The sequence below is a fragment of the Paramagnetospirillum magnetotacticum MS-1 genome (assembly GCF_000829825.1).
Taxonomy (GTDB): Bacteria; Pseudomonadota; Alphaproteobacteria; order Rhodospirillales; family Magnetospirillaceae; genus Phaeospirillum; species Phaeospirillum magnetotacticum.
In genome coordinates this window covers 1-12776 of record NZ_JXSL01000028.1, presented here as the reverse complement: position 1 = coordinate 12776, position 12776 = coordinate 1, and the positions used below count along the sequence as shown (strand labels likewise).

Below are 12776 nucleotides of genomic sequence, written 5' to 3'. Positions count from 1 at the left end.
GGGAGTCGGGAGGGGTTGTGGATTTCAAGTCTCTGCGTATCAGAATCCTTACGCTTTTCCTTCTGTCCTTCCTGGGGGCGGGGGCGGTTGTGGTCCTTGTGCTGTCCGGATCGCTGCAGCGGGACGTGGAAAGCCTGCTGGCCCGGCAGCAAGTCACCTTCGTTGGTGGTTTGGCCGAGGAGGTCGATCAGAAGATCAAGCTGCAGATCGAGGCCATGGAGAGGGTGGCCGCCCTGGTCTTGCGCGACGCAGACGCCACAACTCTTACGGCATTTCTCCAAGACCGAACTGGCATCAAGGGATTCTTCGCAGGCGGGCTGATGATCCTGGGACGCGACGGCGTTGTCCGGGCCGAGGGCCCCGCCCTAGGGCGGATCGGTAAGGATATGGCCGCCCTGGCCGGGGTAAAGTCCATGGTGGAGGCCGGGCATTCGGTGGTCGGCGAGCCCTATTTCGATCCCGCCCTCAATCAGCCTGCCGTGGCCATCGCCGTGCCGATCCGCCAAGGCGAAGCCGTTATCGGGGCCCTGGTGGGGACGGCCACGCTGAGCCAAAAAAATTTCCTCGGCCGTCTGGTCGAGCAGAAGGTGGGGGAAACGGGCGGGCTTTACATGGTATCGCCCAAATCCGGCCTTATCGTCATCTCCACCAATAAGGAGCGTATCTTCACCCCCGTTCCCGCGCGCGGACAGAACCGCATGCTGGATCGCTATATGGACGGATACGAGGGGTCGGGCGTGGCCTTCAGCTCGGTGGGGATCGAGGAACTGACCTCGGCCCGGCGAATCGCTTCCACCGGCTGGATGCTGGTGGCGCGGCTGCCCACCGCAGAGGCGTTCGAGCCCGTGGGGGGAATCAAGAACCGCCTCATGGTTGCCCTGGCCGTGCTGGGGCTGCTGTCGCTGGTTCTGCTTTGGCTTGTGCTGCGTGGCACCCTCGCCCCGCTGCGCCGCGCCACGGAACGGATTCAGGCCATGGTCGAGGGCCGGGTGCCGCAACAGGCATTGGAGGTTTCGCGCGGCGACGAGGTGGGGCGGCTGATCACCGCCTTCAACGCGCTTCAAGACAAGCTTGCCGTCGCCGATGACGCGCTGCGGGAGCGCGAAGCCCTTTACCATGCCCTGTTTTCCGGCTGCAAGGCGGTGGAGATGCTGATCGATCCCGCCGATGGCGGCCGGATCATCGACGCCAACCGCGCCGCCGAGATCTATTACGGCTGGACCCATGACCAGCTTGTCTCCATGCGTATTTCCCAGATCAATATCCTGGACCAGTCAGCCATCGCCGAGGAGATGCACAAGGCCAAGGCCGAGGAGCGGGATCATTTCGACTTCCGCCATCGCCTGGCTTCGGGCGAGATTCGCGACGTGGAAGTGTGGTCCGGGCCGGTACAGGTGACCGGCCGGAAATTGCTGTACTCCATCGTTCACGACGTGACCGCCAGGCGGCGCGCCGAGCACGAATTGGGTTCGCTGCTGGCCTTCCGCCGGGCCATCCTGGACGGGGCGGGCTCTTCCATCATCGCCACCACCATCGACGGCACCATCCGTCTGCTCAATCCCACCGCCGAGCAATGGTTGGGCTATGGCGCCGATGAGGTGGTCGGGCGCACGACGCCCGCGCTCTTCCACGACCCCGACGAGGTTGCAGCCCGGGCCGCACAATTGAGCCGGGAACTGGGGCGGGAGGTGGAGCCCGGTTTTGAATGTTTTGTCGCGAGAACCTTGCTTGGCGGCCAGCCCGACAGCGGGGAATGGACCTATGTGCGCAAGGATGGCGGGCGATTCCGCGTTCTGTTGACCATCTCGGCGCTTTATGACGACGACGGCCAACTCAGCGGCTTTCTGGGAGTCGCCCACGACATCAGCGCCCGCCTGTCCATGGAAAGGGAATTGCAGCGCTCCAATGCCGAACTGGAGAACTTTGCCTATGTGGCCTCCCACGACTTGCGCCAGCCCCTGCGCATGGTCAGCTCCTACCTAACCTTGCTGCAGCGCCGTCTGGGGGAGTCTCTCGATCAGGATTGCCGGGAATTCATCGCCTACGCCGTGGATGGCGCCCAACGCATGGACCATATGATCACGGATCTTTTGGGATATTCCCGTATTGGGAGAGGTGGGGCGCCGCAAGAAAAGGTCGATCTCGGCGATGTGATGAAACTGGCCCAGGCGAATCTCGGGGCGCTGATCGAGGAGAACGGGGCCGACATCACCGTATCCGAGGGGCTGCCGGTGGTGATGGGCAACGAGGTCGAACTGGAACGGCTGTTCCAGAACCTGATCTCCAATGCCGTGAAGTTCCAGGTGAAGGGCCGTTCCCCGCAGGTGGACGTGACCTGGAGTTCGTCGACGGACGAATGGATCATTTCCGTCCGAGACAACGGGATCGGCATCGATGAGGCCGGTCAGGCAAGGCTGTTTCAGATCTTCCAACGTTTGGTGGGACAAGATGAATATCCGGGCAGCGGCATTGGGCTGGCGTCTTGCCGCAAGATCGCCGAGCATCACGGCGGGCGCATCTGGGTGGAATCGGTGCCGGGCGAGGGGTCGGTCTTTCACGTGGCCCTGCCCAAGTCGGTGGTGCGCTGACGTCTTGCGACGGATGATTTGGGCCGAGGTTGCATATGATGTTTGAGTGCAACAATTCGTCTTCAAGGCACGGTTGCAAACAGGCCGCGCCGGGGATAGGCTGATTTCAGAACGTCGCATTCCGTGAGGGCGGCGTTTTTTGCGTTCTCGAAGGCCGAGTTGAAGAGTAGGGCTGGTCTATGCAGCAGAATCAGGTGGCACCATTCGAAGTTCTGATCGTCGATGACGAACCGGGCGACGTGGAACTGATCCGCTCGGCGATTCTCGATGGCCGTTTCATCTGTCGCACCCATGTGGCCCATGACGGCGTCGAGGCCATGGCCTTCATGCGCAAGGAGGGGCCGCAGCATGCCGAGGCGGTGACCCCGGATCTGGTTCTTCTTGATCTCAACATGCCGAAAATGACCGGGCGCGAAGTGCTGGCCGCCATGCGCTCCAACGATCATCTGTCGCGGATTCCGGTGGTGGTGGTGACCACTTCGGATGTGGAGCGCGACGTGTTGCAGGCCTATGACCTGGGGGCATCTGGCTTTGTGACCAAGCCGGTGGATATCGAGCAGTTGTTCAACGCCATTCACGGCATTCAGGATTACTGGTTCGGCGTGGTGCGCAAACCCGCTGTGGGCAGCGTCGCCTGATCCTTTTTCCATGAAATTCATGCTATGACGGGCCTGCGGATGTTTGGGCGCGGGTGGTCATGGCCGAGGAAGAGACGGATCAGCGTTTAAGACCGGGCTGGACCACCGGGGCCTGTGCCACGGCGTCGGCCAAGGCCGCCTGTTCGGCCTTGCTGGGCGAAGACTTTCCCGATCCGGTTTCCATCCTTCTGCCGGGTGGGCAGCAGCCCTCCTTTGCCTTGGCCGTGAAGGAAAGCGGTTCCGGCTGGGCGCGGGCCGGAGTGGTCAAGGACGCCGGAGATGATCCCGACGTGACCCATGGCGCCACCATCATCGCCACGTTGCGTCATGGCGCCGCGGGCTCCGGCCTGGTCTTCAAGGCGGGGCCGGGCGTGGGCACCATCACCAGACCCGGCCTGCCCCTGGGGGTGGGAGAGCCCGCCATCAATCCGGTGCCGCGCCGGATGATGGCCGAGGCCTTGGCCGCCATCACCGTACGCCATGGCGTGGCCTGCGACCTGGAGGTGGAGATTTCCGTGCCGGGTGGGGCGGATCTGGCCTTGCGGACCTGGAATCCCCGTCTCGGCATTCTGGGCGGGATTTCCATTCTGGGGACCACTGGGATTGTGGTTCCCTATTCCTGTTCCGCCTGGATACATTCCATCCAGCGCGGCATCGATGTGGCGCGGGCCTGCAAAGTGACGCATGTGGCGGGCTGTGTCGGTTCCACCTCGGAAAAGGCGGTGCGCCGGGCACTCGGTCTGGGCGAGGACGCGATCATCGATATGGGTGATTTCGTCGGCGGCATGCTGAAATATCTGCGCCGCCATCCGGTGCCCAGGGTCACCATCGCTGGTGGCTTCGCCAAGATGTGCAAACTGGCGGCCGGGCAGATGGATCTGCATTCCAGCCGCTCTCAGGTGGATATGCCCTGGCTTGCCGTCCAGCTTGCCGGGCTTGGCGCCGATGCCGGATTGGTCGCCGCCGCCAGGGGCGCCAATACCGCCCTGGAAGTGCTGGAGATGGCGCAGGGCCTTAGCCTGGGCGACGCCATCGCCGCCCAGGCCCTGGCCGCGGCCAGGGGCGTTCTCGACAATATTGATGTCAGGTTGGATGTGATGGTGGTGGACCGCCAGGGCGGGGTGATCGGCCGGGCTGGCTAATACCAATGCTCGATGAGCGGGACTCATTGAGCATTGGTTAGGCCCGAGGGGCCGCGCGCCTTATGGCGCGGAAGCCAAGCGACCCGAAAGGGCGCGCTGAGGCAGACTGAGGGCCCCATTGATCGGTTCCGATCAATGGGCGTCGATAAAATGCGACCGCACCCAGGCGGCCGCCTCTTCTGCCGAGCCGACACTTGGTCCCTCGGGACGCGGGGGGCGGCGGAGCATGAGAACCGGCAGGCCCAGTTCCGCCGCGGCGGTCAGTTTGGCCCGCGCGGCGGTGCCGCCGCTGTTGCGGCACACCAAGGTGTCGATGGCATGCTCGCGCAGCAAGGCTCGTTCGCCGTCCAAGGTGAATGGGCCGCGATCGGCGATCAGGGTGAAATGGGCAGGGCGCGGTTGCGGCGCGGTGCTTTCGGCGAAGCGCAGCAGGAACCAGATATCCTTCAGCCCGGCAAAGGGTGCCAGTTCCTGGCGTCCCACCGCCAGGAAGACCCGCTTGGACTCGGGTGTCAGATGAATGACGGCTTCGTCCCAGCTCCTCACCATGGTCCAGCGATCAGCCGGTCCGGCCTCCCATTGGGGCCGGTCGAGACGCAGGATGGGCAGGCCAAGGGCGGCGCAGGCCTGCGCGGCATTCCAGCCCATGCGGCTGGCAAAGGGGTGGGTGGCGTCGACGACTACGGATACGGTCTGGCGCTGGAGGTAATCCTTCAGGCCGTCCACACCGCCAAAGCCGCCGGTCCGGGTCTCGCCGTGGGGCAGGCGGGGTGTAACGGTTCGTCCCGCCAGGGAGTAAATGACCTTTCGGCCCCGCTCATCGGCCATGATCCGGGCCAGGGCGGCCGCCTCGGCGGTTCCGCCCAGAATCAGAACCGTGCCCGTCATCTCCCCTCGGCCAGGGGATCGGCGCTGAAGGGCCGTGACGGGATCGGAATACCGATCGCGGCCAGTTTGGCCGCCAGGATCTCCACGTCGAAGGGCTTCATGATGTATTCGTCAGCCCCTTCGTTCAGGGCGCGCTTGATGTGTTCCAGATCGCTCTCGATGGTGCACAGCACCACCTTGGGCGCCATGCCGCCCGGCGTGGCCCGCAGACGGGTCAGGAAGGTGAAGCCGTCCATGACCGGCATGTTCCAGTCCACCAGGACCAGATCGGGCATTCCGGCTGCGCAAAGATCCAGGGCCTCGGCGCCGTTCTCTGCCTGGGAGACCTGCAAATCCAACTGTTCGAGCATGCGGGAGTGGATTCGTCGGATCAGTTTGGAATCATCGATGACCAAGCAGTGGATCATGGCAAACAGTCTCGAACGAAGGGACGGATGGCAAGTATATGGATGGGGCCATCGCCGCGAAAATGAAAAGTCTTACAGACCGAATTGCCGGGTAAGCTCGGCCCTGGTGTTATTCCAGTCACGGCGCAACCGGTGAAGCAACCCTTCCACCTGGGGCATATCGCTGTCTTCCAAGGCCTTGGACATGGAAATCGCCAGGGCTTCCAGCCAGGGCGTTCCGGAATAGGCCGCCAGCCCCTTCAATTCGTGCAACGCCGCACCGGTGACCTGGATATCGCCTCCGGCATTTTCCAGGCGATTGCAGATATCTTCGCCGCTTTCGATGAAGGTGCGGGCCAGAATGGCGGCATTATCCGATCCCAATTGTTCGGCCATGCGGGCGATGGAGTAGCTGCTCCGCTCCCCGGCCCTGGCCTCGGGCGCGTGGCGGGGCAGGACTTCGGCGATGGCCGCGCGTAACAGCAGCGGATCGATGGGCTTGGCCACATGCCCGTCCATGCCCGCCGCCCGGCAGCGTGCGACATCATCGGCCATGGCATTGGCGGTCAGCGCGATGATGGGAATGGCGGCCAAGGCACCGGGGAGGCCGCGGATGCGCCGGGTCGCCTCGGGGCCATCCATCTCGGGCATCTGCATGTCCATGAGGATCAGGTCGAAACGTCCGTCTTGGAGTTTCTCCAGAGCTTCCAGGCCATTGTTGGCCAAGGTGACCCGATGGCCCTCGCGGTTGAGCAATCCGGCCGCCACCTTCTGATTGAAGACATTATCCTCGGCCAGCAGGATGGACAGGGACGGCAGGTTGGAGATTTCGGCCCGTGGGGATTGGGCAGCCGGGGCGGCGGTGTCCGGGTAGTCCAAATGGAACCAGAAACGGCTTCCCAGACCCTTGGTGCTGTCCACGCCGATTTTGCCGCCCTGGGCGTCCACCAGTTTCTTGCAGATGGCCAGCCCCAGGCCCGAACCGCCGAAGCGGCGGCTGATGGAGGCGTCGGCCTGATGGAACGGCTGGAACAAATTCTTGGCCTGCTCCGCCTCCAGTCCGATGCCGGTATCGATCACCGAGAATTCGTAGCGATTGCCTTCGCCGTCGCGGCGCAAGCGCAGGACCACACCGCCCTGGGTGGTGAATTTGATGGCATTGCCGACCAGATTGATCAGAACCTGACGCAGCCGGGCTCCATCGCCGCTGACCCAACCGGGCAGGGGGGATGGGGCGTCCAGGGCCAGGGTCAGATTCTTTTCCGTGGCGCGGCCGCGCAGCAGCGACACCACGCCCTCAACCGTATTGCCGAGGTGGAAGGGGGCGTCTTCAAATTGCACGCCGTCGGCTTCCAGGCGCGAAAAGTCCAAGATGTCGTTGATGATGCCCAACAGGGCCGCCCCGGAATCATGCACGACCGAAAGCTTCTCGCGGTCTTCCGCCGCCAGGGGGCGGTCCATCAGCAAATGGACCATGCCCAGGATGCTGTTCATGGGGGTGCGGATTTCATGGCTCATCACCGCCAGGAATTCTGATTTAGCGCGTTCGGCGTCACGGGCCTGGGTGACGGCCTTTTCAAGATCACGGTTCTTCAGCGCCAACTCGGCATGGGCCTCGGCGAGCGCGTTCTGAAAGCCCTTGAGAGCGCTGATATCGACGGCGATGGAATATTTGGCGCGCCGTCCGTCGAACCAGGTGAGGGAGGTCTCGCGCAGCTGGTACCAACGGTCGTCACGGTCATTGAAGTGTTCGAATTCCAGCGATACATCGCTTTCACTCGCCAGCATCTCGGGCATTTTGCAAAAGCGGCAGGGGGCTGCGTGATTGTAGATGGATTCGTAGCACTTGCGGCCTTGGACGACGCCCACCTTCTGGCGCATGGCGCGGTTGGTGCAGATGATGTCATGGGTGACGCAATCGGCCACATAGACCGGAAACGGAATGACGTCGAAGATCACTTCCCAGTAGCCGGGATCGCCGGGATTCAGGCCTGGAAAAGCACTCGTCATGCCAGTGGGTGTCCCCGGGTCAGGTAGAGCGGAGCATGACCTTGTCGATCATGTCGGAAAGCTTTTCAGTGCGCACCGGCTTCAGCACATAGCCCTTCGCACCCGCATCCAGCGAGTCGATGACCATCCGCTCCTGCCCATGGGAGGTGACCATGATGATATGGGCGGCGGGAAACTCGGCGATGATCTTGGCGGTGGCCTCGACACCATCCATATCGGGCATGGTGATGTCCATGGTGACCAGATCGGGATTGTGCGCGCGATAGGCCTCCACAGCTTCCGCGCCAGTGCCAGCGGTGCCCACCACTTTGTGGCCCAGCCCCTCCAGCATCAGAGTCAGCTTCTTGACCGCAATAAGTGAGTCATCGACGATAAGGACTTTATACGCTGACATCAGGCCTGCCCTAGAATTGGTAGTTCATATGGTCATCAAACAGGTCGCGCGGACCGACGAAACTTACGCTGACAATACCTCTTTCGGTACGTATCCTCATGCTCGCGAATACTGCGTTTTTTGGGCGATGAATGCAACGCGCATCCTCAATGATCACCGGTGGAGACAGGGCGATACTCTCCTCGATGTTCTGGAAATCCGTGGTACACAGCCCAAGAATGGTGTTGACGATCTCAGCGGCGGTTTCGCGGCGGTACAGGTCTTCCTCGCCCGGCGGAACCTCGATATCGGCGGTGACCCGGTGGAACAGGGCTTCGACCAGGGATGTCTCGAAACTGAAGGCGATCAGCAGACTGATGGGACCACCTAGTCCAGCGATGACGGTCATGTCGTGGAGGTGAAGTTTGGTGACGTCGCAGTCGAAGGTTTCCGCGCCATCGACGGCGATTACCGCTTCGGCGGCCAACACTTCCCGAGTCTGGCCGAGGATGGAGGCCATGACGCGGGGAATGATGGTTTTATTGAAGGTCATTTCCGTGTCGATCCTTGAGTGAAGCCGGGACACTGGTGGCTTCTCTGGCGATAATGGCATGAATCGGCAACCGGCGCGACGTCTTCTCTTGCGTGCAGGGCTTACCCGATTGGGCTGGATGCCATGGGCAGGGTGATGGTGAATTTGGATCCACCCGTGTCGGCCGCGCCGACTTCGATGCGGCCGCCGTGGCTTTCGATGATCTGTTTGACGATATAAAGGCCCAACCCGGCCCCTTTGGTTCCGGTGGCCGAAGGCGAGCGGTAGAACTTCTCGAAAACCCGTTCCGCTTCATCGGCGGGAATGCCGGGGCCGTGATCGGCGACGGTCATGACGGTTTGCGTGGGGCCGGACTCGAGCGACACCCGCACGGGGCCGCTGGCGGCGGGCGAGTATTTCAAGGCGTTGTCGATCAGATTGGACAGGGCGACCCGCAACAGCGCGGGATCGGCCGTGATCGTCGTTCTCGCCCCAATGCTCAGGTGAAGGCGTTCCGGTCCTCCGAACGCGGCCTTTTCGCGGCAGATCTCCTCGACCAGCGGGGCAATCTCCACCGTACGCACCTGAAGCGCCGCAACGGCGGAGGTGAAGCGGGCATCGGCCAGGCAGACATCGATCAGATCGGACATGCGGTGAACGGCCCGGTCGATCTTTCCGATCTCCTCGACCGCTTCAGGCTTGCCTCTGGTATAGATTTCCAGAACTTCGGCGGCGCCGCCGATGATGGACAGTGGCATGCGGAATTCATGGCTGACCATGGCCAGGAAGTTGCGCTGGTTCAGTGTGACTTCCTGCTCGGAATGCAGCGCGCCGTTCAGCCGGATATTCTTCAACGCCAGTTCGGCATGGGCCTCGGCCAGTGCGTTCTGAACTTCCTTCAGCGCGCTGATGTTGACGGCGATGGAGTATTTGGCCCGCCGCCCATCGAACCAGGCCACGATGGTCTCGCGCAACTGATACCAGTGGTCGTCCAGATCGTTGAAGTGCTCGAACTCAAGATAGTTGGTTCCGGCGGCGGCGGCGGCTTCCAGTTCCTTCATCTTGCAGAACGAGCAAGGCCCCGGCTGCTGGTAGATGGCGGCATAACACTTGTCGCCGGGATTGATCTCTACCCGCTGCTTCATGGCGCGGTTGGCGCAAACGATGTCGAACGTCGTTGTGTCGGCCACATAGACCGGGAAAGGGATGACGTCGAAGATGACTTCCCAATAGCCGGGATCGTTGGGATTACCACCGGGAAATGCGCTCGACATCGATCCTCACGCCATTACACGCTCAGGTGGAGCGCTCCATAACCTTGGCGATCATATCGGAGAGTTTCTCGATGCGCACTGGCTTTAGTACATAGCCTTTGGCCCCCGCATCGAGGGAATCGATCACCATCCTCTCCTGGCCGTGGGAGGTGACCATAACGATGCGGGCCTCGGGGAATTCGGCGACGATGGCCGAGGTGGCTTCCATGCCGTCCATATCGGGCATGGAGATGTCCATGGTCATCAGATCGGGACGGTGCTGGCGATAGGCCTCTATGGCTTCGCGGCCTGTTGATGCCGTGGCGACGACCTGATGGCCCAGCCCCTCCATCAAGACAAGGAGCTTCTTGACCGTAATGATCGAGTCGTCAGCGATAATAACCTTTAGTGGCATGATATGCAATTTTGTAATCTGTTTGTTTATTTCTGTGATAAGCGCCTCACAAGAAAAAATATTGCTGGATATTGTAGCGGGTATCAATGGGAAAACACTGACATTTTGCAAGTTAGCCATTAATGATTGAGCGCGGCTTGTTTCGCAAGATCCGACGGTTGGGGAGACGAAAAAGACCGGGCGTTGCCGCCCGGCCTTGATAACGTGGTTTGGAGTTGGACCGGCAGGGCGGTTCAGTTCATCAGAGAATCGCCTCATCCACTCCCATGACGGTGGCGGAACCGGCGATCACCGTCCGCTCCAGGGCAATGGCCTGGGGCAGGACATGCTCGGCATAGAAATGGGCGGTGGCCAGTTTGGCGGCATAGAAACCGTCATGGTCACGGCCCGTATCCAGGGCCGCCTTGGCGACCTTGGCGGCAAGGGCCACCTGCTGTCCGCCGACCACGATGCCGAACAGATCCAGGGTCGGCACAGCGGCGGCGGCGGCCAGGCGCGGGTCTTCGGCGGCATGATTGACCAGCCAGTCCACCGTGCGGGCGGCCGCCGCGGCCCCTTCGGACAGGCGATTGCCCGTGGCGGCCAGGGCGGTGATAGGACTTGCCGACAGTTCCACCGCCAGACCGGCGATTTCGGCCAGCATGGTGCGGGCGAAGGCGCCCTTGTCGCGCAGGATCTTGCGGCCTATCAGGTCGTTGGCCTGAATGGCGGTGGTGCCTTCATAGATGGTGGTAATGCGGGCGTCGCGCAGATGCTGGGCGGCCCCGGTCTCCTCGATATAGCCCATGCCGCCATGGACCTGAACGCCCAGAGAGGCGATGTGCTGGCCCAGTTCAGTGCACCAGCCCTTGGCGATGGGGGTCAAGAATTCCAGACGCTGATTGGCCTCGTAGCGGGCGTTGGGTTCCGGGTGATGATGGGCGATATCGGCCGAGGCGGCGGCGGTGTAGTGGATGCCGCGCATGGCCTCGATGCCGCTTTTCATGGTCATCAGCAGGCGGCGCACATCGGGGTGGTGGACGATGCCCGCCGAACCGCTGCCGGTCCAGCCCGCAGGCTTGCCCTGGACGCGGTCGCGGGCGTAGTTGCGGGCCTGCTGATAGGCGCGCTCGGCGATGGCCAGACCCTGAAGACCCACGGCCAGACGGGCGTGGTTCATCATGACGAACATGTATTCCAGGCCGCGATGGGGCTGACCCACCAACTCGCCCAGGGCGCCCTCGTGATCGCCGAAGCTCATCACGGCGGTGGGGCTGCCGTGGATGCCCAGCTTATGCTCCAGGGACACGCATTTGAGGTCGTTGCGCGAGCCGTCGGGCAGGATCTTGGGGACCACGAACAGGGAGATGCCCTTGACGCCCGCGGGCGCGTCGGGCAGGCGGGCCAGAACCAGATGGACGATGTTGTCGGCCAGATCGTGGTCGCCATAGGTGATGAAGATCTTCTGGCCCGACAGGCGGAACTTGTCGCCGTCGGGAACCGCCTTGGATCGAATGGCCGCCAGATCGGAGCCCGCCTGGGGCTCGGTCAGGTTCATGGTGCCGGTCCATTCGCCGGTGACCATCTTAGGCAGGTAATACGCCTTCTGCTCCTCCGAGCCGTACAACGACAGAGCGTTGACGGCGCCCTGGGTCAGCATGGGGTTCAGGGTAAAGGCCATATTGGCTGCCTGCCACATCTCGTGGACGGCGTGGTTGAACAGATTGGGCAGGCCCATGCCGCCGTAATCGGGCGAGAAGGGCAGACCGTTCCACCCCCCTTCGACGATGGTATTCCACGCTTCCTTCCAGCCCGGCGTGGTACGCACCACGCCGTTCTCCAGGGCGGCTCCGTTCTGGTCGCCTTCACGGTTCAGGGGCGACAGCACGCCTTCGGCGATATGGCCCGCCTCGGTCAGGATGGAATCGGCTGTTTCCGAAGTGGCGTCCTCGAAACCGGGCAGGGCGGTGATGGAGTCCAGGCCCACCACCTCTTCCATGGTGAAGCGGATATCTCTGAGCGGCGGAATATAGGTGGTCATGGATCAGCCTCCCAGGGCGGCGGAGAGTTCGGGCAACACCTTGAACAGGTCCGCCACCAGGCCGTAATCGGCGACCTGGAAGATGGGGGCCTCTTCGTCCTTGTTGATGGCGACGATGACCTTGGAATCCTTCATGCCAGCCAGGTGCTGGATGGCGCCCGAGATGCCGACGGCGATGTAAAGGTCAGGCGCCACGATCTTGCCGGTCTGGCCCACCTGGAAGTCGTTGGGGACGAAGCCCGCATCCACGGCGGCGCGGCTTGCGCCCACGGCGGCGCCCAGCTTGTCGGCCACGGCTTCCAGCAGGTGGAAGTTGTCGCCCGACTGCATGCCGCGACCGCCCGAGATGATGATCCGGGCGCTGGTCAGTTCGGGGCGCTCGGACTTGGACAGCTGTTGCCCGACGAAGGAGGACAGCGCCGGATCGGCACCCGCCGCCACGCTTTCCACCGGGGCGGAACCGCCCTGGGCGGCGGCCTCGAAGCCGGTGGCGCGCACGGTGATCACCTTGATCGCGTCCTTGGACTGCAC

12 protein-coding genes are annotated in these 12776 nt (G+C 62.7%); 3 read left to right on the top strand and 9 right to left on the bottom strand.

Going from position 1 to position 12776, the window contains the following annotated elements:
- Nucleotides 1-17: 17 nt before the first annotated feature.
- From CCC_RS11620 to CCC_RS11610, 3 genes are all read left to right on the top strand, one after another.
- Nucleotides 18-2588 carry a PAS domain S-box protein gene (locus CCC_RS11620; RefSeq protein WP_041041539.1) on the top strand — a complete coding sequence of 857 codons (2571 nt, stop codon included), beginning with the start codon at nt 18-20 and terminating at the stop codon, nt 2586-2588.
- Between the two features lie 194 nt (nt 2589-2782).
- A complete protein-coding gene (locus tag CCC_RS11615) occupies nt 2783-3226 on the top strand; it encodes a response regulator (RefSeq protein WP_269078880.1) in 444 nt (147 codons plus the stop codon).
- 59 nt (nt 3227-3285) lie between these two features.
- On the top strand, nt 3286-4368 hold the full coding sequence (locus CCC_RS11610; RefSeq protein ID WP_041041537.1) for a cobalt-precorrin-5B (C(1))-methyltransferase: 1083 nt from the start codon (nt 3286-3288) through the stop codon (nt 4366-4368).
- A gap of 132 nt (nt 4369-4500) precedes the next feature.
- On the opposite strand, the gene CCC_RS11605 is transcribed toward CCC_RS11610, so the two are convergent.
- From CCC_RS11605 to CCC_RS11565, 9 genes are all read right to left on the bottom strand, one after another.
- Nucleotides 4501-5256, bottom strand: a complete 756-nt coding sequence (locus CCC_RS11605; protein ID WP_041041535.1) for a cobalt-precorrin-6A reductase — start codon at nt 5254-5256, stop codon at nt 4501-4503.
- On the bottom strand, nt 5253-5663 hold the full coding sequence (locus tag CCC_RS11600; protein ID WP_009867005.1) for a response regulator: 411 nt from the start codon (nt 5661-5663) through the stop codon (nt 5253-5255). Before CCC_RS11600 ends, CCC_RS11605 begins: the two co-directional genes overlap by 4 nt.
- A 72-nt stretch (nt 5664-5735) precedes the next feature.
- A complete protein-coding gene (locus CCC_RS11595; RefSeq protein ID WP_041041533.1) occupies nt 5736-7652 on the bottom strand; it encodes an ATP-binding protein in 1917 nt (638 codons plus the stop codon).
- Between the two features lie 19 nt (nt 7653-7671).
- Nucleotides 7672-8046: a response regulator gene (locus tag CCC_RS11590; protein ID WP_041041531.1), complete on the bottom strand. Its 375-nt coding sequence runs from the start codon at nt 8044-8046 to the stop codon at nt 7672-7674.
- A gap of 10 nt (nt 8047-8056) precedes the next feature.
- On the bottom strand, nt 8057-8578 hold the full coding sequence (locus CCC_RS11585; RefSeq protein WP_009869171.1) for a chemotaxis protein CheX: 522 nt from the start codon (nt 8576-8578) through the stop codon (nt 8057-8059).
- Between the two features lie 101 nt (nt 8579-8679).
- The gene (locus tag CCC_RS11580; protein WP_009869170.1) at nt 8680-9831 is read right to left on the bottom strand and encodes a sensor histidine kinase; all 1152 of its coding nucleotides are present in this window, start codon (nt 9829-9831) and stop codon (nt 8680-8682) included.
- A 22-nt stretch (nt 9832-9853) separates the two neighbouring features.
- Nucleotides 9854-10225, bottom strand: coding sequence for a response regulator (locus CCC_RS11575; protein ID WP_041041678.1), 372 nt, complete (start codon nt 10223-10225; stop codon nt 9854-9856).
- Nucleotides 10226-10466: 241 nt separating this feature from the next.
- Nucleotides 10467-12245, bottom strand: a complete 1779-nt coding sequence (locus CCC_RS11570) for an acyl-CoA dehydrogenase (protein WP_041041529.1) — start codon at nt 12243-12245, stop codon at nt 10467-10469.
- A 3-nt stretch (nt 12246-12248) separates the two neighbouring features.
- Nucleotides 12249-12776 (bottom strand): electron transfer flavoprotein subunit alpha/FixB family protein (locus CCC_RS11565; protein WP_041041527.1); only part of this gene is annotated, 528 nt, incomplete at its 5' end.